The following is a 23,459-nucleotide window of genomic DNA, read 5'->3' on the forward strand; positions in this document are numbered from 1 at the left end:
GCGATGAACCAATGGGCTTTCGTGATCGCCGCCTATACGGTGACGCTGGCGGGCACGGCGATCGTCAGTGTCGTCAGTTGGCGGGCGATGCGCAGCGCGGAAACGCGCGCCGATCACCTGTCGGACCGGACATGAAGGTCGGGGCATGAAGGCGAAACATCAAAGATTGATCCTGGCGCTTGCGGCGCTGGTGGCGCTGGTGGGGGCAGGGCTGCTCGCGGCGTCGGCGCTCAAGGACGAGGCGGCTTATTTCTACGCGCCCCATGACGTCAAGACGAAGGGTGTCGAGCCGGGCAAGGCGATCCGGCTGGGCGGCATGGTGGTCAAGAACAGCCTGAAGCGCGCGGCCGACGGCGTCACCATCCGGTTCGACGTGACCGACGGCAAGGCGACCGTCCCGGCGACCTTCAGCGGCATTGCGCCAGACCTGTTCAAGGAAGGCAGCGGCGTCGTGGCGGAGGGATATTTCGACGCCAAAGGAACCTTCGTCGCCACCAACCTGCTCGCCAAGCATGACGAACGCTACATGCCCCGCGAACTGGAAGGCATGAGCTATAATGAGAGCACGCATGAGATGAAGGCGGAACGGTGAGGCAGTTCCACGCAGCCCGTCATGCCGGATGTATAGTCGAGGGGCACCGCCCATGATCGCGGAAACCGGCCTCGCCGCGCTCTGGCTCGCCGCGTCGCTGGCGCTGCTCCAACTCGTTCTGGCCTTCGCGGGCCTCAAGGGCGGCAAGCCCGACCTGCTGGCCGCCGTCCGTCCCGCCGCCGTGGCGCAGGGCGTGCTGACCGCCATCGCGTTCGCGGCGCTCATCACGTTGTTCATGCGCTCAGACATGTCGGTGCTACTGGTCGTCACCAACAGCCATTCGATGAAGCCCTGGCTCTATAAATTCGCTGGCACCTGGGGCAATCATGAAGGCTCGATGCTGCTATGGGTGACGGTGATGGGCGTGGCGGGCGCCGCCGTCGCCCTGTTCGAGCGCGCGTTGCAGCGGAACGCCCATATGGCGACGCTGGGCGGGCAGGCGGCGATTTCACTGGGTTTCTACGCCTTTCTCCTCTTCTCCTCCAATCCCTTCGCCCGGATCGATCCGGCGCCGGCGGACGGGCAGGGACTGAACCCGCTGCTGCAAGACCCCGGCCTCGCCTTCCATCCGCCTACGCTTTATCTCGGCTATGTCGGGCTGTCGGTCGCCTTCTCCTTCGCCATTGGCGCACTGTTGACGCGGCAGGTCGACGCCGCCTTCGCCCGTGCGATGCGGCCATGGGTGCTGGCGGCCTGGGTGCTGTTGACGCTCGGTATCACCGCGGGCAGCTATTGGGCCTATTATGAACTGGGCTGGGGCGGTTGGTGGTTCTGGGATCCGGTGGAGAACGCATCGTTGATGCCCTGGCTCGCGGCGACGGCGTTGCTCCACAGCGTCACGGTGCTCGCCACGCGCGACGCCCTGCGCGCCTGGACGGTGATGCTGGCGGTGGTCGCCTTCTCCATGTCGATGGTCGGCACTTTCCTGGTGCGCTCCGGCATTCTGACCAGCGTCCACGCCTTCGCCGTCGACCCGACGCGGGGCAGCTTCATCCTGGGCCTGCTCGCCCTTTATATCGGCGGCGCGCTGGCGCTGTTCGGCTGGCGGATCGGGTCGGTGCGCGAAGGCGCGCCGTTCGAACTGGTCAGTCGCGAAACCATGTTGGTGGTCAACAACCTGCTGCTGACGGTCATATTGGGCCTCGTCCTGATCGGCACCCTCTATCCCCTGATGACCGAAGCCTTCGGCCATAAAGTGTCGGTTGGCGCGCCCTATTTCGACCGGATCGCCGGGCCGATCGCGCTGGCGCTGATGGTGGCGATGGCGGCCGGGCCGCTCACCCGCTGGCGCAAGGATCAGGCGCGGGCTGTTGGAAAACGATTGCTGATCCCGTTGTGCATCGCGCTACTGGTGTCCATCTCCCTGTCTCTTTTCGCCTGGGGCCGCATCGGCATCTTGCCCTTCCTGGGCCTGGTCATCGCGGTCGCGGTCGGCGTGGGCAGCCTCGCGCCGCTGTGGAAGCGCAAGCTGTTGCGCACGCCGCTCTTCACCTATGGCATGGTCGTCGCCCATTTGGGCTGCGCGGTCAGCCTGGCCGGCATGGCCTGCGATTCGGCCTTCACGGTCGAAAAGCTGGTGGCCGCCCGTCCCGGCGACATGATTCAGACCGCCGGATGGTCGCTGCGCTTGCGTCAGATCATACCAATCGCGGGCGACAATTGGACCGCGTTGCAGGCGGATATGGACGCCAGCCGCGGCGGCTCTTCGGTGCTGATCCGCCCGCAATCGCGCTTCTTCGCTTCGCCCCCGACCAGCACCAGCGAAGCGGCCTTGCTGACCCGCTGGGATGGCCAGCTCTATGTCGTGCTGGGTGAAGAGGTGGAGGGCGGCCGTTGGCAGCTGCGCATCTGGTGGAAGCCGTTCGTCACGCTGATCTGGCTGGGCGGCATCATGATCGCGCTGGGCGGCGCGCTGGCGCTGGTCGGTCGCGAACGGCGCGGCTGGCTGCTGAAATGGCGGGCGCGGGAGGCGCGGCTATGAGGAGGCTGCTGATCTGGTTGCCGTTGGCGCTGTTCCTGGGCTTTATCGGCCTGTTCGCCAGCGGCTTGTTCAAGCCCGACGACCGCGTGATCCATTCCCGCCTGGTCGGCCAACCCCTGCCGGTCTTCAGCCTGCCTGCGGCGGCGAGCGACCGTCCGGCGCTGTCCAGCGGCCAACTCGCCACCGGCAAGCCGCGGCTGCTCAACATCTTCGCCAGTTGGTGCGTACCCTGCGCCGCCGAAGCGCCGCAGCTTGAAGCGCTCCAGAAAGCCGGGGCGCAGATCGACGCCATCGCCATCCGCGATGCTCGGCCGGACGTGGACGCTTTCTTGAAGCGCTACGGCAACCCCTATGCCCGCATCGGCCTCGACGCCCGCAGCGCGGTGCAGATGGCGCTGGGATCGTCGGGCGTGCCGGAAACCTTCGTGATCGATGGCAAGGGGCGGATCGCCCATCAGCATATCGGCGACATCCGCGCCGACGACGTGCCGATGATCCTAGAAAAGCTGAAGGACGCGCAATGAGGCTGATCTTTGCTCTCCTTCTGGCTTTCTTCGTCACGCCTCTCAGCGCCCAAACCGCGCTGCCGCCTGCTCCCTATGCCGACCGGCAGATCGCCGACCCGGCGCTGGAGCGCAAGGCGAAGGCGTTGATGGAAACCATCCGCTGCCTCACTTGCCAAAGCCAGTCGATCGCCGATTCGGGGGCCAGCATGGCGGGCGACATGCGATCGCAGATTCGCGAACGGATCATGGCGGGCGAGCAGCCCGAAGCGATCCGAAGCTGGCTGATCGCCCGCTATGGCGACTGGGTCAGCTATGAACCCACCGCTGCGCCGATCCTCTGGCCGCTCTGGGCCGCGCCAGTGCTGCTGCTGGGCCTTGGCCTGATGTTGCTGCGCGGACGGATCAAGCAGAGGAAGCGGGCATGACCGGCTGGTTCATCGCCTTCGGCCTCGCCGCCGCCGGATTTATCGCCTTGCTCCTGATCGGTCGCATTCCCCGATCGGCGCGGGAGATCAGCGCGGCGGCGCTGCTGCTGGGCCTGGCCGGCTATGCATGGCAGGGCAATCCGGGGCTGGCGGGCGCCCCGCGCGCCAGCCGGGAGAGCGCGGGCGACAAATTTGACGAGAAGCTGGCCGAACAGCGCCGCGGGATGGCCGAACGCTACGGCCCGGCTGGCCAATGGCTGATGCTATCCGATGGCCTGGGTCGGCAGGGCAAGACGCGGGAAGCGGCCAATATCCTGCTGTCAGGCCTGCGCGCGACCCCCGACGATCCCAATCTGTGGCTGGGCCTGGGCAATGCATTGGTCGCCCATGCCGACGGCGTGGTGTCGCCCGGTGCGGACTTCGCCTATCGCCGTGCGCTGACGCTGGATCCGGAAGGGCCGGCGCCCCGCTATTTCTACGGCCTGGCCCTGGCCCGCAACGGCCAGTTGCAGCCCGCCCGCGACCTATGGGCGCCGTTGGCCGCGAGCGCGCCGCCCGGCAGCAAGGTCAGGGCGGAACTGGAGGCCAATATCGCGCGTATCGACTCGATGCTGGATGCAGGCGGCCCGGCGGCGCCATGATGCAGCGCAGCGTTCGCATTGCGCGCCTTCCGGAGCCATGATAGGGCGCGGCGGTTTACAGGGGACAAGCGGACTATTCCGCCGTTGCCCCCCTATGGGTGTCGATACGAGCATGATCCTTCATGGCTGACCTCCTTCCGAATACCGCCCCGGCTTCCCATGACGAGGAGCAGGGGGGGCATGGTCATGCGCGGCAAAAGGCCACGCTGAAACTGGTGGTCGGCGCGATCGGCATCGTGTTCGGCGACATCGGCACCAGCCCGCTCTACGCCTTCCGCGAAACCTTCGCCGGGCATCATACGCTCACGCTCGATCCTGATCATATATTGGGCGTCATCAGCCTGATGTTCTGGTCGATGATGCTGGTGGTGACGCTGAAATATGTCAGCATCATCATGCGTGCGGACAATAAGGGCGAGGGCGGCAGCCTGGCGTTGCTGGCGCTGATCAACGGCCAGACCAAGACGCAGCGCTGGTCGCGCGGCATCGTGTTGCTGGGCGTATTCGCCACCGCGCTCTTCTACGGCGACTCGATGATTACCCCGGCGGTGTCGGTGCTGTCGGCGGTGGAGGGGCTTGCCGTCTATAGTCCAGACCTGGCGCCCGTGATCCTGCCGGTGGCGGTGGTCATCCTGGTCGGTCTGTTCTGGATTCAGGGGCTGGGCACCAACAAGGTCGCAGCCTTTTTCGGCCCGATCATGCTGCTCTATTTCCTGACGATCGCGGCGCTGGGCGTTCTCTCGATCATCAAGACGCCAGGCATCCTCTATGCCTTCAATCCTTATTGGGCGGTGATGTTCTTCGTCACCGATCCGATGCCGGCCTTTCTGGCGCTGGGGTCGGTCGTGCTGGCGGTGACGGGGGCCGAGGCGCTCTACGCCGATATGGGTCATTTCGGCCGCAATCCGATCCGCGTGTCCTGGCTTGCCTTCGTGCTGCCCGCGTTGATGCTGAACTATATGGGGCAGGGCGCATTGCTATTCCGCGAGGGCGCCGCGGCGCTGCACAGCCCCTTCTACAATCTGGCGCCGCAATGGGGGCAATTGCCGCTGATCGTGTTGGCGACGCTGGCCGCCATCATCGCGTCGCAGGCGGTGATTTCCGGCGCCTTTTCCGTGACGCAACAGGCGATCCAACTGGGGTTCATGCCCCGCCTGCGGATCGAACATACCAGCGCGTCGACCGCGGGCCAGATTTACATCCCCCTCATCAACTGGGGGTTGATGATGATGGTGATCCTGCTGGTGCTGACGTTCCAGACATCGTCCAACCTGACCGCCGCCTATGGCATCGCGGTGACGGGCGCGATGTTCATCGACAATGTGCTGCTGACGGTGGTGCTTTATCGTCTGTGGCACTGGAAATGGTATTATGCCGCGCCGCTGCTCACCATTTTCTATCTGGTGGATGGCGCCTATCTGGCGGCCAACCTGACCAAGGTGCCGGATGGCGGCTGGTTCCCGCTGTTGATCGGCTTCATCGTCTTCACCTTGCTGACCACCTGGTCGCGTGGCCGCCGCCTGGTGCAGGATCGGTTGCGCGAAGCGGCGATGCCGATCCCGGTCTTCGTCGCCTCCGCCGCCAACAGCGCGGTGCGGGTGCCCGGTACGGCGGTGTTCATGACATCGACGCCCGATGGCGTGCCCCATGCGCTGCTCCATAACCTCAAGCACAATAAGGTGCTGCATGAGCGGGTCATATTGCTGACCGTCAAGATCAGGGACGTGCCGGTGGTTGAGGATGACGGCCGGTGCAAGCTGGAGGATCTGGGCCGGGGTTTCTTCCGCATGGTGCTGCAATATGGCTTCATGCAGGAACCCGACGTTCCCGCCGCGCTGAAAAATGTCACCGGTTGCGGACAGGCGTTCAAGATGATGGACACCAGCTTCTTCCTCGCCCGCCAGACGCTGTTGCCATCGGCCAAGCCGGGGATGCCGCTGTGGCGGGAGAAGATTTTCGCCTGGATGTTGCGCAATGCGGAAAGCGCGATGGAGTTTTTTCGCTTGCCCACCAACCGCGTCGTCGAACTGGGTAGCCAGGTCGAGATATAGGAATAACCCGGTGACGGTTGCGATCTTTCCTTTGATCCGCGCGACATTTCCTGGTCATCCTGATCCAAGGATAACATTCGGTTGGGCTGCTTTATCGATGTGGTGACAGGAAAGGGCGCGGCCTTGCGGTCGCGCCCTTCGTTTCGCGTCGATGCCGGGATCAGGCGGCGTCGCGGTCCTTGGCGTTGATGTCCACCAACTGACCGCCATTGACGGCGATCTTCTTGGGCTTCATCGCTTCGGGCACTTCGCGGACCAGTTCGACGATCAACAGGCCGTCTGCCAGGTCGGCCTTTTCGACGCGCACGAAATCGGCGAGTTCGAAGCGGCGCTCAAAGCTGCGGTTGGCGATGCCGACATGCAGGAATTTGGAGCGGTCCGCCGGCGAGGCGTCGTCCTTGCGACCGATCACTTGGAGCAGATTCTGCTGAGCGGTGATGTCGATTTCGTCCGGGCGGAAACCGGCGACGGCCAGGGTGACGCGATAGCGATCCTCCGACAGGCGTTCGATGTTGAAGGGCGGGTAATTATCGCCCTGGGCAAGCCGGGCGTTGTTTTCGATCAGGTCGAACAGACGATCGAAGCCGACGGTGGAGCGGCGATAGGGGGTCAGGTCAAAAGCACGCATTTCATAATCTCCCAAAGAGCAAAATGAACGAACCGAACCCTGATATAGGCGTCCGGTGGTAGAACGCCCGGCCCCATGGAGGCGACCGGACAGGTTGGATATGGTCGTCCTGAATGCGGTTTCAAGATGGATGCGGCGCGGGATTTATCGCGTCACCATGACGTTCAGGATGAGAAATTTCACGTTGGCGAATAGGGGCGAAGCAGCGGACTGGCTTTCAACGGATCAATGATCGGAGCGGGCAGCGTCGCGCTTTCGGGTCCGCTGGCAGTCAGGGCGGTAGTGCCTAATAAGCGATGCCCACCATGCCTTCTCGCGTAAATCCGTTTCCATAATCGAAGAAAATCTCCAGATTTCCGCCAGAAGGAGGCAGAGACAGTTTGAAGGTACACCCTGCTATGTCCGATAAATCCGTACCCTTGGGCAGATAAATATGAGGATCCTGGCCCGACGCGCGCAGGTCCACGCCACCATCCGGGCGCGCCACCATGGCCAACTCGCCATTGGTTTGCAGTTTGGCGAGTTCCAGTGCCGCGACCGTTCCATCCTGCCGGCGTAACATCATGCTGTGCAGGACGAGATTTGAAGGCTTTGACGCAGGGTCGATCCGCACATTGCGCAATTTTTCTTTAGGAAATGCGATGTCAAAGTTGCGAGCTTGTAGTCCGGGCGTGCGAACCTCAACCGGGATTGTCATCGGGGTGTCAGAAAAATTCGGAATATTTGTGATCAAGTCCGGCGCATTTATTCGCGAATTTGCGATTTTGTCCGGTGAACGAACCTGGTCCCCAGCCGCCAGAACGAGAATTTCGCATAGGTTGACGATCGTTCTTACTATAGGCGTATTGTTTACGCGGCTTGCATCCTCCAAAAACAACATCAGTCGATCGATATCGACCATTTCCTCCAGCCCGCTGAAATCGTGGGATCGGATATAATCGCGGATATGGCTGCCGCCGCGTTTGGCCAGAGTGATGTGCCATGATGGGGCAGACGGATGCTTGGGTGTCGGCAGCCGCAGCTCGGTTCCTGGCAATTTCACCCTCGCTGATCGAGCTTGGAAATGGTCAGGCCATTTCTTGTTCAGATAGGGTAGTTCAAGCAGGTCCGGCCGCAGGGTTAGCATGGCTTCAAAAATGAATTTACGCTCGCGCCGGTCGACCAGGCTTTGCTTCAAACCTGTACGCGAAGCGAATTTGGACGCTAAAGGCGCAATTCGACACAGAGAGCCGACATTCGCCGCCATGGCCCCGCCCCACCATGGCAAGCGGAAATCGAAATAAAACAGTTCAGGAATGTCATTCAGCTCGGCGCCTTCATCCAGCACCGTTTCGAGCCAATTGTCACAAAAAGCCTCATCTGCGGCAATGGCAGACGGCTGCAAAATTCCCATAGGGTCAAAATCTTGCTGAGGCTCTTTCATAAACGCACGAGCAACATCGCGGGACACGACATCGATCAATGCGTTGGAGGGGCGAACCCGTTTGAAATAGGAATCGAAATAGCCCACCAGATCGAGGCGGACCTGGGTCGCCGTTGCTGCTCCGCCGTCCCATGCGCCCGGCGCCCCTTCGAAGCGAAAAGCGTGGCGGCGCAAATCGTCCCAAATTTTGTCTAAGGGCCGTTCCGAGACTGAGGTGGGGGGTGTGTGAATATTCTTTACGTGGGGAACCCCCGCCTTTTGCGCCACCATTTCGGCGGCCGCAATATCAGGATTGTCGGCGAAGCCATATGTGAAGGTTTCAATACGATCGGCAACGCTGCTTTCCAGTGCCGCCGCCAGAACCAGACGTGAATCTTCACCGCCAGTCAGCGATATCCGGATCGGCTGATCTTGTAAGCCTGGCATTTTGGACAATGTGTCGAAATTATTGACGAGTTCGGAAACCGAACGAATATAGTCGGCCCGTGACGGTTCGCCCCGTGCGGTGAATATAGGCTCCCCGGACCGCCGCGTTTCGAAACCCTTTCCAGGTGTGAATACGCCTGCAAATCCCGGCCGCAACAATCGCACGCCTTTTAGGAAGGAGCGGTCCGTGAACTTGTTGCCCTTACCCAGAAGGTCTGCAATCTGTGAAAAATCAATTTCCAGTTTCGCCGTCGGCGTGAGCAAGGGATTGAGAAACATCTGTCGGTTCGACGCCGCAAAATAATTATCATCTTCAGTAAAATATATGGGTCGTAGACCAGTGAAGTCAGATAAAATACTCAATGTTCCAGTGTTGAAATCATAGCTGGCTGCGCATAGTTCGCCGTCGATATGATCGTTTACCGTAAAGGCCCTGTGTTGCCGGAAGAGATCATATATGTAATCGACACTCTTCTGGTTGTGGTTTTTGAGAGCGCAGTACCCGTCAAATGCCGCGAGATTACCATCCCTAACGACGCTTTTTTCACCTAGCCCCAGGAAATCGTGACTTTCCGTCGATACGAAAAAGGCATTGTCGGATAGGGACAATATTTTTTTTCTGGCCGGCACGTAAGGAACCAGATGATCGACACCCATTTTCAACCGATCAAGAAGCCTGTTGCGGGCATCGACATTTTTTGCATGGACAATAAGGAAATGATGCATTTGAACCCCAATTTCAGGTGGCTTACTTGATTCTGTGGGTGGTATCCTGCGATATTTGCTGTGCTCCGACAATCGGGGTGGGCGAGCAAAATACGACACTCTTCTGAGTTTATGCCGGGTTCAACGACATTTTTCCGAATTGCCGATCGGCGACGCCCTATTCAGGCCAAGGGACAAGTTGCCTGGACGGTAACCTGCCATAACAATTACGGCCCGTTCGAATAAGCAAGTTGTGATGGCGATAAGGCGCAATAAAAAAACACCCGGATCGTGTTTTCACGATCCGGGTGTTTAATGGACGATTGCTCGTCTCCCCCTTGGCCTGCCTCAACCGCTTCTCAGCCCCCTAAGCTCGAAACGGGATGCAGTATCCCTGAACCACGGCCATTCACCTGTGCTTCGACTGTCTTGCTATGACCGCTGGGGGCCTGAGTCACGGCCAAAATCCGGGCCGTGCTATTTTCCGTTCGTCGCTGTGGCCACGATGCAACAATCGGGCAATGCTTGCCGTTGTCAGGCTCCATGCCTAGAGCGTCAGGCAGACCATCCTGCAAGGGGCCGTTCGCGCCACATGATTCTTTCCCGTTACGAACGCATGATCGCCAAGCGCTACCTGCTGCCAGGCAAGGGGGAGGGGTTCATCTTCCTGGTCGCCGGCATCAGCCTGGCCGCCGTCATGCTGGGTGTCGCCGCGCTCATCATCGTCATGAGCGTCATGAACGGCTTCCGCGCCGAACTGTTCGACAAGATCGTCGGCCTGAACGGCCATGCCGTCGTGCAGGGCTATGGCGGGCGCCTGCCCGACTGGCAGTCCGTGCTGAAACAGGCGAAGGCGACCCCCGGCGTCACCAGCGCCACGCCGATGATCGAACAGCCGCTGCTCGCGACGTTCAACGGCCGGGTGGAGGCGGTGCTGGTGCGGGGCATGACCGTACCCGACATTCGCGCCAACAAGACGCTCAAGGGCAAGGTTCTGGCCGGTAGCCTGGACAATCTGGTCGCCAATGGCGGCAAGATCGGCATCGGATCGCGGCTGGCCGAAAATCTGGGCATCCAGCTGGGCGACAGCCTGACCATCATCAATCCGGCGGGGCGATCGACGCCGTTCGGCACGGTGCCGCGGCAGGTCGGCTATCAGGTTTCGGCGATCTTCGAAGTCGGCATCTATGATTATGACAAGGCGATGGTGGTCATGCCGGTGGAGGACGCCCAGACGCTGCTGCTGCTGGGCGACGTCGTCAGCATGATCGAGGTCGAAACGGTCGATCCCGACAAGGTGGGCCAGATATTGGAGCCGCTGGCGGGCAAGGTCGCCGGCCGCGCGGCCATCACCGATTGGCGGCAGATGAACGCATCGCTGTTCGAGGCGCTGGCGGTGGAGCGGGTGGCGATGTTCGTCGTGCTGTCGATCATCGTGCTGGTGGCGGTGTTCAACATCCTCTCCTCGCTCATCATGCTGGTGCGCGCCAAAACCCGCGACATCGCGATTTTGCGGACGATGGGGGCGAGCCGGGTGGGGCTGGTCAAGATTTTCATGACCGTGGGCGTCACCATCGGCACGCTGGGCATGGTGGCTGGCATGATATTGGGCTTCACTTTCCTCTTCTTCCGCCAAAGCCTGGTCAATGCGATCCAGTTCGTGACGGGGCAGAATCTGTGGGACCCCTCGATCCGATTCCTGACCGAACTGCCATCGCAGCCCGATCCGGTGGAGATTGCGGTGATTTGCATCATGGCGCTGGTGTTCAGTTTCCTCGCCACGCTCTATCCGGCCTTCAAGGCCGCCAATACCGATCCTGTCCAGGTGCTGCGTTATGAATGATATACTGAAGGTCACGGGCCTTGCGCGCAGCTTCACCCAGGGCGGCGTCACCATCGACGTGTTGCGGGGCATTGACCTGACCGTAGGGCCGGGCGAGATCGTCGCGCTGCTAGGGCCGTCCGGTTCGGGCAAATCGACGCTGTTGCAGGCGGTGGGGCTGCTGGAGGGCGGGTTCGACGGATCAATCCGCATCGACGGCGAAGAAGCGGCGAAGCTGGACAATGACGGCCGCACCCGATTGCGCCGCGATGCGCTGGGCTTCGTCTATCAGTTCCATCATCTGTTGCCCGATTTCAACGCGACCGAGAATGTCATCCTGCCGCAGGTGATCCGCGACGTCGAGATGCCGGCGGCGAAGGCGCGGGCGGAATCGCTGCTGACGGCGCTGGGGCTGGGCCATCGTCTCGACCATCGGCCGAGCCAGCTGTCCGGGGGCGAACAGCAGCGCGTCGCTGTCGCGCGCGCGCTGGCCAACCGCCCGGCGCTGGTGCTGGCGGATGAGCCGACCGGCAATCTGGACGAGCGGACGGCGGACGTCGTGCTGTCGGAATTTCTGCGGCTGGTGCGGGGCGAAGGGTCCGCCGCGCTCGTGGCGACGCATAATGAGCGGCTGGCGCAGAAGATGGACCGGGTGGTGCGGCTGCATGAAGGCGTGTTGCAAGGCGCCTAGGCCGCCACTGAAGCCCCGTCTCGGACGGTCGCGACCAGGATGCGGTCCCGACCTTCCGTCTTAGCGCGCAGCAGCGCGGCGTCTGCGGTCTGAAGCAGCCGGTCGGGCCGTCCATGATCGGGGAAGGCGGACAGGCCGAAAGAGGCCGTGATCGGTCCCAGTTCCTTGCCATTATGGCCCAGGCGCAAATCCTGGATGCGGCGTTGAATCTGCATCGCGCGGCCCAGCGCCTGATCCAGGGTGAAGCCTGGCATCAAAATGACGAACTCTTCGCCGCCCAGACGGAAGGCGTGGCCATGTTCGCGCAGCGAGTCGCCCAGCACATTGCCCACGGCGCGCAGCACGGCGTCGCCCGCATCATGGCCATAGCTGTCGTTGAATCGCTTGAAATGGTCGATATCGACCATCAGGCAGGCCAGCGGCGCGCCGTGGCGATCGGCGTCCTGCACCAACGTCTGGAGCATGGCGTCGAACTGGCGCCGGTTGGGCAGGCCGGTCAGCGCATCGGCCATCGCCATGTCCCGCAGCGCGTCGCGCAGGCGCAGATTGGCGAGCGCCAAGCCGATATTTTCGGCCAGCATATCCAGATATTGACCGGTGCGTTCCAGATGATCGGCGCTGCTGTCCGTCGGTTCTTCATAATAGAGCATCCCGATACTTTCGCCCTGCGCGGCGAGCGGGATGCAGATGCTGCTGAGGCTTTCCATCACGCCGAGATGCTCGCCCAAATGCTCACACGGTATGTCCACCATCTCGCCGATCGGCCGGTGGGTCTGACCGCGCCGCAGCGCCCAGCAGGCCGAGGGCGGAAATTCGTCGCGCGAATAAGCGGGAGACAGCCAGTCGCAGGCCTGGGTCATGGCGTTGCGGCGATTGTCGTGGATATAGAGCCGGCCCGGAAAATCGGGCGCGATCTCCGGGGCGAAGCGGCGCACGACATCGACCAGGTCGCTGACATTGTCGCAACCCTGGAGCCGTTGCGTCAGGCGCGAGATCAGGTCGCGCATCATACGGTCGGCGTCGCGCTCCTTCTCCAGCCGTTGCCGCTCCAGCCCGTTTTCGCGGAAGATGCGGACGGCCTGAGCCATGTCGCCGATTTCATCGACATGCGCGGATTCGGGCGGAATGGCGTCATAATCCTGGGCGGCGAGGCGGGTGACGACGTCGCTCAGCCGCACCACCGGCCGCAGGATGCGCCGTTTCAGCACGAAATAAAGAACGCACAGAAACAGCAGCGCCGTCATGCCCAGCATGATTTCGGACATGGTCCGCCATTGCCGGGCCGTGTCGGTCGCGCGCACCACCGCATGATCGGTGCGCTGGTCGAGCATATATTGGAACTTGCCGACCTGGGCCGCGACCCGATCCAGTTCCCGGCCATATTCGTCGCCGAACAGGATGGTGCGGGCGGTCCTGTCGTCGTTGGCCTCAGCGGCGCGGATCGCGGCGTCCTGCTCCTCGGTCAGGGCGTCGGCCCAGTGCATCGCCTGGCGCAGGGCGGTCAATTCGGCGTCGTCCGCGCCGACGTCGCGCAGATGGGTAATGCGCTGCTCGACCGAACGCAGCGCCTCCTTTTCCCGGCGATAGGCGATCAGATGGCTGGGATCGCCGGTAATCACGAAGCCGCGGGCCTGTTCGGTCAAACGATAGACATCCTCCTCCAGCGTGGCGGTCGCGCGATCGAAGGTCGCGCGCTGCGCCACCGCGGCGCGCTCGCGCTCCTCCGCGCTCGACGCCATCAACATGGTGACGCCGGAAAAAAGAGTGAGAGCGACGGTGGCCCCATAGGCCCAATTGGTGATCGTGGAGAGACGCATGATGCGGCGAAGGTAGCGGCAACAGGTTGGCAATCTGTTAAGGATGACGCGCAGGCGCTTTACCCACAGATTTCCTTTTCGAAGGACTGGGACGAATCAGGGATCGTCCCTAGATTGGCCGACATGCCCCATGCTCCCTTCGCACCGCTGCGCGTCTTTTCCTCCTACACCATGCTGGAAGGGGCGATCGATCCCAAGAAGATCGCCAAGCAGGCCAAGGCTTTGGGCTTTCCGGCGGCGGCGATCACCGATCGCAACGGGCTTTACGGATCGATGGCCTTTTCCGACGGATGCAAGGATGAAGGCGTGCAGCCGATCATCGGCGCGATGCTGGGCGTATTGCGGCCGGGGCGGCCGGCCAATGCGCCGATGCATGACTGGCTGGCGCTCTATGCGCAGGACGCCGCGGGATATGACAATATCTGCGCGCTGGTATCGATGGCGCATCTGGATCGACCGGTCGAAGAAGTGCCGCATGTGACGGTCGAGGCGCTGGCCGGGCGGACCGATGGCCTCATCGCCCTGACGGCGGGTGGCGAGGGCGCTTTGGCGCGGCTGTTCGCGGAGGACCAGCCCGACGCGGCGGTCGCCTATGTCGAGCGGCTGGAGGCGCTGTTTCCCGATCGGCTGTATGTCGAAATTTGCCGCCGGCTCGACCCGGTGGAGGGCAAGGCGGAGCCGCATCTGCTCGACCTCGCTTATGATCGCAACCTGCCGCTGGTGGCGACCAACCCCACCTGTTTCACCGAACCGCATTTCCATGAAGCGCATGACGTCATGCTGTGCATCGCCGACAGTGCCTATGTCGACATGCCCGATCGCCGCACCAGTTCGCCTGACGCCTGGATGAAGCCGGCGGGCGAGATGAAGCGCCTGTTCGAGGATCTGCCCGAAGCGCTGGCCAATACGCTGGTGGTCGCGCAACGCTGCGCCGTGGCCGCGCCCAAGCGCAAGCCGATCCTGCCCAGCCTGGCCGGCGATATCGAGGGCGAAGCAAGGATGCTGCGCGACCTGGCGAGCGCCGGACTGGAAGCGCGTCTGGCGAAGTTGGGCATCATCGCGGACGAGGCGCGCCAGCCCTATATCGAGCGTCTCAAGTTCGAGACGGACATCATCATCCAGATGGGTTTTCCGGGCTATTTCCTGATCGTCGCCGACTTCATCAAATGGGCGAAGGATCATGACATTCCGGTGGGACCGGGCCGTGGGTCCGGCGCGGGATCGGTCGTCGCCTGGGCGCTGCTGATCACCGATCTCGATCCGCTGCAGCTCGGCCTGCTGTTCGAACGCTTCCTGAACCCGGAGCGCGTGTCGATGCCCGACTTCGACATCGATTTCTGCGAAACCCGGCGCGGCGAGGTGATCCGCTACGTCCAGCAGAAATATGGCGCGGACCATGTGGCGCAGATCATCACCTTCGGTAAGCTCAAGGCGCGCGCGGTGCTCAAGGACACCGGGCGTGTGCTCCAGATGAGCTACGGCCAGGTCGATCGGCTCGCCAAGCTGGTGCCGAACCACCCGACCGATCCGTGGACGCTGGAGCGGTCGCTGAACGGTGTCGCCGAGTTTCGGGCGGAATATGACAATGACAAGCAGGTCCGCCGCCTGATCGATTATGCGATGAAGCTGGAGGGCTTTCCGCGCCACAGTTCCACCCATGCGGCCGGCGTGGTGATCGGCGACCGGCCGTTGCAGCAACTGGTGCCGCTCTATCGCGATCCGCGATCGGACATGCCGGTGACCCAGTTCGACATGAAATATGTCGAGGGCGCGGGGCTGGTGAAGTTCGACTTTCTGGGTCTGAAAACCCTGTCGGTGTTGCAGAAGGCGGTGCAGTTGCTGGCGGCGCGGGGCGTGACCGTAGATCTGGACACGCTCGCCTGGGACGATGGTGCGGTCTACGACCTGCTCCAGCGCGGCGACACAGTCGGTGTGTTCCAGCTTGAATCGGAAGGGATGCGCAAGACGCTGGCGGCGGTGCGGCCGACCAATTTCGGCGATATCATCGCGCTCGTCTCGCTCTATCGCCCCGGCCCGATGGACAATATCCCGATGTTCGGCCGCCGCAAGAACGGGCAGGAAGAGATTGAATATCCGCATATTTTGCTGAAGCCGATCCTCGAAGAAACATACGGCATCTTCGTCTATCAGGAACAGGTAATGCAGGCCGCGCAAATCCTGGCCGGCTATTCGCTCGGCGACGCCGACCTGCTGCGTCGTGCCATGGGCAAGAAGGTGAAGGCCGAAATGGACGCGCAGCGCTCGCGCTTCGTCGAAGGCTGCGCCGCGAGCGACATCAAGCCGGCCAAGGCGAACGAACTGTTCGACTTGATCGACAAGTTCGCCGGCTATGGCTTCAACAAGTCGCACGCCGCCGCCTATGCGCTGCTCGCCTATCAGACGGCGTGGTTGAAGGCGCATTATCCGGCGGAATTCTACGCCGGGTCGATGGCGTTCGATATCCATCTGACCGAAAAACTGACGGTTTTCGTGGACGATATGCGGCGCATGGGGCTGACCTGCCTGGCGCCCGATCTCAACCGCAGCCAGGCCGACTTCACCGTCGAGGCCGTGCCCTGCGAGAGCGAGGACAAGCGGCTGGGCTTTGCCGTGCGCTACGCGCTGGGCGGCCTCAAGGGCGTGGGCGAGAAGGCGATGGAGCAGTTGGTCGCCGAGCGGGAAAAGGGCGGGCCGTTCAAATCGCTGGATGACTTTGCCGACAGGATCGAGCCGCGGTTGCTGAACCGGCGGCAGTTGGAAAGCCTGGCGGCGGCGGGGGCGTTCAAGGACGTATATGACGATCGAGCCGCCGTATATGCCGCCGCAGAAACCATATTGTCGGTCGCCTCCAGCAACGCCCAAGCGCGCGAAAGCGGGCAGGGTGGTTTGTTTGGCGATGTTGAAACGCCCCACGCTGATGTGCGCATCCCAACGCATAAGTCTTGGACCACGGCGGAGCGCATGGAGTATGAAAAGGAAGCTTTCGGCTTCTACTTTTCGGAGCATCCTGTTGATCGCTACAAGCATTTGGCCGATGCGCGGGGCGCCAGAAGCTACGGTTTGATCTGCCAGTCACCTATGCCGACTCCCAATGCTGAAGGGCGGTCGATGACGATCATGGCAGCGATGGTCGAGGATGTGCGCTGGCGCGAAACCAAGCGCGGGGCGCGCTACGCCAACGCGACCTTCTCCGACCAGAGCGGCCAGTTTCAGGCGAGTTGTTTCGATGAGGGCGCGTGCAAGGCGATCGAGGAACTGGCGGCCGATGGCGACTGCGCGCTGCTGGTCGTGGAACTGGATCGGTTGCCGGGCGAGGAGACGCCGCGCGTGACGGTGCGGGGGGTCGAGCCGTTCCGGGCGATCGCCAGCGCGTCGCGCATGGAATTGACAGTCGATGTGGAGACCCCGCAGGCGGTCGAGGCGCTGGCGGCTTTGCTGGCGGGTGCGAGTGGAGGGCGGAGCGAGGTGTTCCTGCGCGCGCCGGTGGGCGAGGGGCAGGCGGCGCGGCTGTTCCTGGGCGACACCTATAGTCTGGGCGCGGATCAGGTGGATGCGATCTCCACGATCAAGGGGCTGTCGATCCACCGGTTCGAGCGGATGGATGTGAAGGCGGACGGCTACAAGACGCGCACGCGGCGAACGGCGATGCGGTTGGTAGGATGATTGCAGCGGGTTTTGCGCTGTCGTTTTGGGACCATAGTCGGCCACCCAAAGCCGCCCGAACAACGGAGGCTAAAACAACAGCATCTGTGCACCTTCGGGTGGGCGGAAAAGGTCGGTGCGGAGCGTCAGGCGTTCCGCGCCAAGGCCTGCGCGTTTGCGGGCCTTGCTGAAGCGGGTGCGGATGAGGTCGGCCCAGACGCCCTGTCCGCGCATCCGGGTGCCGAAATCGGGGTCGTTGTCGCGGCCGCCGCGCAGGTCGTTGATGATCGCCATCACCTTGGCCGCGCGATCGGGATAATGGGCGTCGAGCCAGGCACGGAACAGAGGAGCGACTTCGTGCGGCAGGCGGACCGGGATGAAGGTCACCTCGCGTGCCCCCGCCTCCGCGACGCGGGCGACCAGGGCTTCGATCTCATGGTCGGTAATGGCGGGGATGACGGGCGAGATGCTGGCGGTGACGGGGATGCCGGCCGCCGATAGCTGACGGATCGCCTCGATCCGGCGCAGCGGATGCGGCGCGCGGGGTTCCAGGGTGCGGGCAATGGCGGGGTCGAGGCTGGTGACGGATAGCATCACGGCCACAAGCCGGTCGCGCGCCAGATCGGCAAGCATATCGATGTCGCGCAGGATGCGGTCGGACTTAGTGGTGATGAACGTCGGGTGGCGGGTTTCGACCAGCAATTCCAATATGTCCCGCGTGATGCGCCAATCCTTTTCGATCGGCTGATAGGGGTCGGTATTGGTGCCCATGGCGATGGGTGCGACGACATAGTTACGCTTCGACAGTTCGGCGCGCAGCAGTTTTGCGGCGTCGGGCTTGGCGAATAATCTGGTTTCGAAATCCAGGCCGGGGGACAAGTCGTGATAGGCATGGGACGGGCGCGCGAAGCAATAGATGCAGCCATGTTCGCATCCGCGATAGGCGTTGATCGATTGGGAAAAGCCGATGTCGGGGCTGGCGTTGCGGGTCAGGATGGTGCGGGGATGTTCGACCGTGACCTGGGTCCGGCGGCGGGGGACGGGACCGTCCAGATGCTCGACCGCATCGAGCCAATCGCCGTCGGCCTCCCGTTGGCGGAGGTTGAAGCGGTGGCTGCCGCCGTTCAGCGTTGCGCCCCTGCCTTTCTCGATCGCCATGGGGCATGAGAACATGAAGGGAACAAAATGTCAAATGAGACAAGAAATGCGACACTAGAATCGCATTCGTCATTTTCATTTGTTAGCTAACTAATTAAATAGACGGTGGGCCTTAATGCTCCATCAGCCGCGGCATCAGTTCAACGAAGTTGCAGGGGCGGAAACGGCTGTCGAGTTGGGTGACGAGGATACCGTCCCATGCGTCCTTTACCGCGCCGGTCGATCCGGGCAGCGCAAAGATATAGGTGCCGCGCGCGACGCAGGCTGTGGCGCGGGACTGGATGGTGGAGGTGCCAATGCTCTGGTAACTCAGCCAGCGGAACAACTCGCCAAAACCGGGGATTTCCTTGTCCTGCACCTGGGCGAGGGCTTCGGGCGTGACGTCGCGGCCAGTGACGCCGGTGCCGCCGGTGGTGAGGATGACGTCGATCTGCGGATCGTCGATCCAGGCGTGCAGCCGGGCGACGATGGCGGACCGGTCGTCGCGCTCGATATAGCGGGCGGCGAGGATATGGCCGGCGCTTTCCAGCCGTTCGACCAGGGCGTCGCCGGAGCGATCCTGCGCCAGGCCGCGCGTGTCGGAGACGGTGAGGACGGCGATCCGCACGGGAATGAAGGCCCGGCCCTCATCGATCGGCATCAGTCGGAACCGCCGCCCATGCTGGCGCCCGTTGACGCACGGCCATCCGCCTTGCTCAGGCGCACCAGCTTTACGCCCTTGGCATTGGGGAAGGTCGGCCACATGCCCTGCGCCATGCCGGTCAGGCAATCGGCGCTGCCCTTCGCCTGGATCTGGTACATCCAGTAGTTGCGCATGACGATGTTCACATAGGCGCGGGTTTCATAATAGGGCAGCGATTCCATGAAGAGCAGCGGATCGCCCTTGTCATGGACCTGCGTGTTCCAGCGATCGACCGGCTGCGGGCCGGCATTATAGGCGGCCATCACCTTGGGCAGCAGGCCGCCGGTCGCGCTCATGTCGCGCAGCGATTCCAGATAGCGCTGGCCATATTCCATGTTGGTGGACGGCACGAAGAGTTGCGATGCGTTGGTGAGGCCCACATCGCCGGCGGTGCCGGGACGGACCTGCATCAGGCCGCGTGCGCCCGCGCTGCTGACGACATCGGAGCGGAAGCCCGATTCCTGGAGCGTGTGGGCGTAAATGAGCGAGGGATCAACGCGCCAGCCGCCATCGGGCCGCCAGTTTGGCGCGGGGAAGCGGGCGAAGCTGGCCGGCTGCTTGCCGGCCGGGCCATTATGGGCGAGCCAGAGTTGGGTTGCGGGCAGGCTGAGCGCGCCGGCGAGGCGCAAAAGCGCATCATATTGCGCCGGACCGCCGATTTTGGCCTGATAGCGCAGGATTTCGTCGGCGCGGCCATTGTCGCCGATCGCCGAAAGGGCAATGGCGGCGTGGACGTTGGGGCTGCCCTTGAGCACGCCCCAGTCGATGTCGCTGAAACGGCTGACCAGCGCGGCGGCCTGCATGGGCAGGCCGAGCGATTCGCGGGCGAGCAGGCCGTAAAAGGTTTCGTCCGAACGGGCGGCCTGTTTGAGATAGGCCGCGACCTTCTCCGCTTCGCCGCAGACCATATAGGCGCGCGAAGCCCAATAGGCGCCGGCGGCGCGCATGTCGGAGTCGCCCGCCAGCGCGGCGACATTGGCGAAGGCGGGGGCGGCGGTGCGGCAGTCATTCTGACGCCAAGAGGCAAGGCCATTGGTCCAGTGCGCCTGCACCGTCCAATCGCCGCCGGTGCGGGTTTCGAGCGCGCGCACGGCCATGCGGCGGGCGTTCACATCGTCATTCTCTATATAATAGGCCCAGGCGACGCGCTGGCGCACTTCGGTCAGCCCTTCGGAGGTCAATCCTGCTTCGCCGGTGGCGAGCAGCCCTTCGGCGCCGGCCGGATCGTCATTCTTCACATAAGTCTGGATCTGGCCGGCGAGCGCCTGGGCCAGCGCATCGGTCTTGATCGCGGCGACATATTGGCGGCGCGGGGCGGAACCCAGCCAGACCATCTTCTGAATTTGCGGCAAGTCCGGCAGGATGGTGGCGCCGCGCTTTTGCGCCAAACGAGAAAGTTGGTCGGCCTTGGGCAGCCAGGCGGCCTTGTTGATAAGGTCCAGCAGGTCGAACAGTTCGACCCGCGGCGATCCCTTCGCCAGATAGAGTTCGGACAAGGCCAGCGGCCGGACGGCATCCTGCGCATCCAGCGCAGCGATCATCGCCTTGGCCTCGCTCCATTGTTGCGCCTGCAACGCAGAGAAAATAGCGCGATAGCGCGCCTTGTCGCCGTCACCCAGTTGCAGCGGCGAGTTTTGCATGGACAGTGTCGGTATGGAGGGGGCGGTTTCGGCCTTTGTAGGAAGCGCAGCGGCCAGGCCCATGGCGATCAGGGCGAAACGGGACATTTGGGTCGCGGCGCGAATCACGGACGGGTTTCCTCGATCAGGCTTTGCAGGGCGCGCCAGCATTCCGCCTTGGCCGCAGGCTGGGTCAGCAGCAGCCGGGGGTGGAATGTGGCGACAGCGGGCACAATGCCGCCATCATGATTAAATTGGCGTAAACTATCGGGCGATGCCGCGCCGTCCGTCGGCATCAGCGCACGGATCGTCCGATCGCCCAACAACAGCAGGCGGCGCGGCTGAGCCAGCGCGACATGGGTGCGCATCCGATCGGCCGCATGGACCAGGTCCGCCGCCTCCACCATGCCGCCGGGCGGACGGGCGGTGAAGAGCGAAGCGAGGTGGATGGCGTCGCGGTGAAGGCCGATGGCCCGCAGCATCGCGTCGAACAGCAATCCGGCGCGATCGGCCAGCAGCCGGCCTTCGCCGATATCGAAAGGATCGGGCAGGTCGGTGACGACCATCAGCGTCGCCTGCGCCGGGCCGGACGGCGCAATCTGTGCGCCCGTCCAGCGCCGTTCGGGCTGGGCAGGATCATGGGCGAGCCATTCAAGGAACGATTCGAGCGTCCGCGGTTTTTCCACGATGGACGCTGTAATCGTGGCGGCCATCGGGGTCGCGGGGCGCGCAGCGACAGGGCGCAGCCAGTTAACCGGCGATTCGCCTATGGCGCTATCCACGCCCGCCAGCCGCCACCACGCCAGATAGGCGTCGGCGGTCGCCGCATCATCCTGCAATAATCCCCGCATCGCGAACAGTTAGGGCCAGAGGTTGACGAGGGGGTCAAGGTGCTTCATCGCCTTGACTGGTAAAGTGTTGGACTAATGCGGCGATTGGAGAGGACGGGGTGCAGCCCGCCGATCGCCCCAATGGAGGGATGAATGAGCGAACGGGATTCGATGCCCTATGACGTCGTGATCGTCGGTGGAGGGCCGGCCGGTCTGTCGGCGGCCATCCGGTTGAAGCAATTGGCGAATGATTCGGGCCAGGAACTGGCGGTGTGCGTATTGGAAAAGGGGTCGGAAATCGGCGCCCATATCCTGTCCGGCGCGGTGATAGATCCCAAGGCGCTGGACGAACTGCTGCCCGACTGGCGGACGCAGGGCTGTTCGCTGGCCGATGTGCCGGTGACGGACAACCAGCACTGGTTCCTGACCAAGACCGGCAAGATCGCCATGCCGCACATCATGACGCCCGGCTGGATGCACAATAAGGGCACCTACACCGGATCGCTGGGCAATTTGTGCCGCTGGCTGGGCGAACAGGCCGAAGCGCTGGGCGTGGAAATCTTCCCCGGATTCGCGGCGGCCGAAATCCTCTATAATGAGGATGGCAGCGTGAAGGGCGTCGCCACCGGCGACATGGGCGTCGACCGCGAAGGCGAGCATAAGGGCGACTATCAGCCCGGCCTGGAACTGCACGCGAAATATACTTTCTTCGCCGAAGGCGCGCGCGGCCACCTCACCAAAATCTTGAAGCGCCAGTTCGCGCTGGACGCCGACAGCGAGCCGCAGGTCTATGGCCTGGGGATGAAGGAATTGTGGGACATCGATCCCGCGATGCATCAGCCGGGGTTGGTGATCCATTCGCAGGGATGGCCATTGACCGATGCCTATGGCGGCGGCTTCCTCTATCATCAGGCCAATGGTCAGGTCGCCCTGGGCTTTGTGGTGGGGCTGGGCTATCGCAACCCGCATCTCTATCCGTTCGAGGAGTTCCAGCGCTGGAAGCAGCACCCGGAGATCCGCAAGTTCCTGGAGGGCGGGCGCCGCGTCTCCTATGGCGCGCGCGCGATCAACGAGGGCGGCTGGCAGTCGATCCCCAGGCTGGTCTTCCCCGGCGGCGCGCTGATCGGCTGTTCGGCCGGGTTCGTGAACGTGCCCCGGATCAAGGGCACCCATACCGCGATGAAGTCGGGGATGCTGGCGGCCGAGGCGGCGTTCGAGGCGATCCAGAATGAGCGCGCCCGCGACGTGCTGGACGATTATGAGTTGCGCCTGCGGTCGAGCTGGATCGCGGACGAGTTGAAGCTGGTCAAGAATGCCGAGCCTTTGCTGTCCAAGTTCGGCGGGACGATCGGCACCCTCCTGGCGGGCATCGACATGTGGATGCGCACGCTCAAGATCGGCCTGCCCTTCACGATGAAGCACAAGGCCGACAATGAGAAGATCTGGCCCAAGGATAGCTGCGCTAAGATCGCCTACCCCAAGCCCGATGGCGTGGTGAGCTTCGACCGGCTGTCGTCGGTGTTCCTGTCGAACACCAATCACGAGGAGGACCAGCCGGTCCATTTGCAGCTCAAAGATCCGGCGATCCCGATCAGCTACAATCTGCCCCTTTATGACGAGCCGGCGCAGCGTTACTGTCCGGCGGGCGTCTATGAAGTGGTTGGTCAGGAAGAGGGCAATCCCCGGTTCCAGATCAACGCGCAGAATTGCGTCCATTGCAAGACGTGCGACATCAAGGACCCGACCCAGAATATCAACTGGGTCGTACCCGAAGGCGGCGGAGGACCGAATTATCCGAACATGTAAGCGCCTGACCCTGT

Annotated in this window: 18 protein-coding genes; 11 read left to right on the forward strand and 7 right to left on the reverse strand. The window is 63.0% G+C overall.

Translation table 11 applies throughout. The features are described 5' to 3' along the window. Positions 1–3: 3 nt before the first annotated feature. From V473_RS24520 to V473_RS06080, 7 genes are all read left to right on the forward strand, one after another. Positions 4–135 (forward strand): hypothetical protein, encoded by a 132-nt coding sequence (locus V473_RS24520; protein ID WP_269076428.1) that lies wholly within the window; start codon positions 4–6, stop codon positions 133–135. Positions 136–145: 10 nt separating this feature from the next. Further along, positions 146–592 (forward strand): cytochrome c maturation protein CcmE, encoded by a 447-nt coding sequence (gene ccmE / locus V473_RS06055; RefSeq protein ID WP_066601509.1) that lies wholly within the window; start codon positions 146–148, stop codon positions 590–592. A gap of 52 nt (positions 593–644) precedes the next feature. Next, complete coding sequence (locus tag V473_RS06060) at positions 645–2,573, forward strand: heme lyase CcmF/NrfE family subunit (RefSeq protein WP_066601512.1); 1,929 nt, start codon at positions 645–647, stop codon at positions 2,571–2,573. Next, positions 2,570–3,097, forward strand: a complete 528-nt coding sequence (locus V473_RS06065; RefSeq protein WP_201785479.1) for a redoxin family protein — start codon at positions 2,570–2,572, stop codon at positions 3,095–3,097. The genes V473_RS06060 and V473_RS06065 overlap by 4 nt, the downstream gene beginning before the upstream one ends. After that, on the forward strand, positions 3,094–3,504 hold the full coding sequence (locus V473_RS06070; RefSeq protein WP_066601515.1) for a cytochrome c-type biogenesis protein: 411 nt from the start codon (positions 3,094–3,096) through the stop codon (positions 3,502–3,504). Before V473_RS06065 ends, V473_RS06070 begins: the two co-directional genes overlap by 4 nt. Next, the gene (locus tag V473_RS06075; RefSeq protein WP_066601520.1) at positions 3,501–4,145 is read left to right on the forward strand and encodes a tetratricopeptide repeat protein; all 645 of its coding nucleotides are present in this window, start codon (positions 3,501–3,503) and stop codon (positions 4,143–4,145) included. Before V473_RS06070 ends, V473_RS06075 begins: the two co-directional genes overlap by 4 nt. Before the next feature lie 122 nt (positions 4,146–4,267). Then, positions 4,268–6,196 carry a potassium transporter Kup gene (locus V473_RS06080; protein WP_066601522.1) on the forward strand — a complete coding sequence of 643 codons (1,929 nt, stop codon included), beginning with the start codon at positions 4,268–4,270 and terminating at the stop codon, positions 6,194–6,196. A gap of 160 nt (positions 6,197–6,356) precedes the next feature. On the opposite strand, the gene V473_RS06085 is transcribed toward V473_RS06080, so the two are convergent. Both V473_RS06085 and V473_RS06090 read right to left on the reverse strand, forming a co-directional pair. Next, positions 6,357–6,824, reverse strand: coding sequence for an Hsp20 family protein (locus V473_RS06085; RefSeq protein ID WP_066601523.1), 468 nt, complete (start codon positions 6,822–6,824; stop codon positions 6,357–6,359). A 286-nt stretch (positions 6,825–7,110) separates the two neighbouring features. After that, complete coding sequence (locus V473_RS06090; protein WP_148648332.1) at positions 7,111–9,399, reverse strand: asparagine synthase-related protein; 2,289 nt, start codon at positions 9,397–9,399, stop codon at positions 7,111–7,113. Between the two features lie 571 nt (positions 9,400–9,970). On the opposite strand from V473_RS06090, the gene V473_RS06095 reads away from it, so the two are divergent. After that, entirely contained in the window at positions 9,971–11,221 is a 1,251-nt protein-coding gene (locus tag V473_RS06095; protein WP_066601527.1) for a lipoprotein-releasing ABC transporter permease subunit, read from the forward strand. After that, complete coding sequence (locus V473_RS06100) at positions 11,214–11,891, forward strand: ABC transporter ATP-binding protein (protein ID WP_066601534.1); 678 nt, start codon at positions 11,214–11,216, stop codon at positions 11,889–11,891. The genes V473_RS06095 and V473_RS06100 overlap by 8 nt, the downstream gene beginning before the upstream one ends. Here V473_RS06100 and V473_RS06105 read toward each other — a convergent pair. Next, a complete protein-coding gene (locus tag V473_RS06105) occupies positions 11,888–13,708 on the reverse strand; it encodes a diguanylate cyclase (protein ID WP_066601537.1) in 1,821 nt (606 codons plus the stop codon). The two genes, V473_RS06100 and V473_RS06105, sit on opposite strands and share 4 nt — an antisense overlap. A 123-nt stretch (positions 13,709–13,831) precedes the next feature. Between V473_RS06105 and dnaE the strand changes: the two genes are divergently transcribed. Beyond that, on the forward strand, positions 13,832–17,371 hold the full coding sequence (dnaE, locus tag V473_RS06110; protein ID WP_066605186.1) for a DNA polymerase III subunit alpha: 3,540 nt from the start codon (positions 13,832–13,834) through the stop codon (positions 17,369–17,371). A gap of 69 nt (positions 17,372–17,440) precedes the next feature. Here the strand turns inward: dnaE and V473_RS06115 are convergent, their stop codons facing one another. The 4 genes from V473_RS06115 to V473_RS06130 form a co-directional block, all read right to left on the reverse strand. Beyond that, positions 17,441–18,508, reverse strand: a complete 1,068-nt coding sequence (locus V473_RS06115) for a PA0069 family radical SAM protein (protein WP_066601538.1) — start codon at positions 18,506–18,508, stop codon at positions 17,441–17,443. 112 nt (positions 18,509–18,620) lie between these two features. Further along, the gene (moaB, locus tag V473_RS06120) at positions 18,621–19,148 is read right to left on the reverse strand and encodes a molybdenum cofactor biosynthesis protein B (RefSeq protein ID WP_066601542.1); all 528 of its coding nucleotides are present in this window, start codon (positions 19,146–19,148) and stop codon (positions 18,621–18,623) included. Beyond that, positions 19,148–20,938, reverse strand: coding sequence for a lytic transglycosylase domain-containing protein (locus V473_RS06125; protein WP_066601544.1), 1,791 nt, complete (start codon positions 20,936–20,938; stop codon positions 19,148–19,150). Before V473_RS06125 ends, moaB begins: the two co-directional genes overlap by 1 nt. Next, entirely contained in the window at positions 20,935–21,660 is a 726-nt protein-coding gene (locus V473_RS06130; RefSeq protein ID WP_066601549.1) for a uracil-DNA glycosylase family protein, read from the reverse strand. Before V473_RS06130 ends, V473_RS06125 begins: the two co-directional genes overlap by 4 nt. 132 nt (positions 21,661–21,792) lie before the next feature. Between V473_RS06130 and V473_RS06135 the strand changes: the two genes are divergently transcribed. Further along, positions 21,793–23,445: an electron transfer flavoprotein-ubiquinone oxidoreductase gene (locus tag V473_RS06135; protein WP_066601550.1), complete on the forward strand. Its 1,653-nt coding sequence runs from the start codon at positions 21,793–21,795 to the stop codon at positions 23,443–23,445. Positions 23,446–23,459: the final 14 nt, after the last annotated feature.

This window comes from Sphingobium cupriresistens LL01 (assembly GCF_001046645.1).
In the GTDB taxonomy this organism is placed as follows: domain Bacteria; phylum Pseudomonadota; class Alphaproteobacteria; order Sphingomonadales; family Sphingomonadaceae; genus Sphingobium; species Sphingobium cupriresistens.

Coding starts and splice junctions, on each gene's coding strand:
- V473_RS24520 (WP_269076428.1), top strand. CDS start 4: ATGAACCAATGGGCTTTCGTGATCGCCGCCTATACGGTGACGCTGGCG.
- ccmE (WP_066601509.1), top strand. CDS start 146: ATGAAGGCGAAACATCAAAGATTGATCCTGGCGCTTGCGGCGCTGGTG.
- V473_RS06060 (WP_066601512.1), top strand. CDS start 645: ATGATCGCGGAAACCGGCCTCGCCGCGCTCTGGCTCGCCGCGTCGCTG.
- V473_RS06065 (WP_201785479.1), top strand. CDS start 2,570: ATGAGGAGGCTGCTGATCTGGTTGCCGTTGGCGCTGTTCCTGGGCTTT.
- V473_RS06070 (WP_066601515.1), top strand. CDS start 3,094: ATGAGGCTGATCTTTGCTCTCCTTCTGGCTTTCTTCGTCACGCCTCTC.
- V473_RS06075 (WP_066601520.1), top strand. CDS start 3,501: ATGACCGGCTGGTTCATCGCCTTCGGCCTCGCCGCCGCCGGATTTATC.
- V473_RS06080 (WP_066601522.1), top strand. CDS start 4,268: ATGGCTGACCTCCTTCCGAATACCGCCCCGGCTTCCCATGACGAGGAG.
- V473_RS06085 (WP_066601523.1), bottom strand. CDS start 6,824: ATGCGTGCTTTTGACCTGACCCCCTATCGCCGCTCCACCGTCGGCTTC.
- V473_RS06090 (WP_148648332.1), bottom strand. CDS start 9,399: ATGCATCATTTCCTTATTGTCCATGCAAAAAATGTCGATGCCCGCAAC.
- V473_RS06095 (WP_066601527.1), top strand. CDS start 9,971: ATGATTCTTTCCCGTTACGAACGCATGATCGCCAAGCGCTACCTGCTG.
- V473_RS06100 (WP_066601534.1), top strand. CDS start 11,214: ATGAATGATATACTGAAGGTCACGGGCCTTGCGCGCAGCTTCACCCAG.
- V473_RS06105 (WP_066601537.1), bottom strand. CDS start 13,708: ATGCGTCTCTCCACGATCACCAATTGGGCCTATGGGGCCACCGTCGCT.
- dnaE (WP_066605186.1), top strand. CDS start 13,832: ATGCCCCATGCTCCCTTCGCACCGCTGCGCGTCTTTTCCTCCTACACC.
- V473_RS06115 (WP_066601538.1), bottom strand. CDS start 18,508: ATGGCGATCGAGAAAGGCAGGGGCGCAACGCTGAACGGCGGCAGCCAC.
- moaB (WP_066601542.1), bottom strand. CDS start 19,148: ATGCCGATCGATGAGGGCCGGGCCTTCATTCCCGTGCGGATCGCCGTC.
- V473_RS06130 (WP_066601549.1), bottom strand. CDS start 21,660: ATGCGGGGATTATTGCAGGATGATGCGGCGACCGCCGACGCCTATCTG.
- V473_RS06135 (WP_066601550.1), top strand. CDS start 21,793: ATGAGCGAACGGGATTCGATGCCCTATGACGTCGTGATCGTCGGTGGA.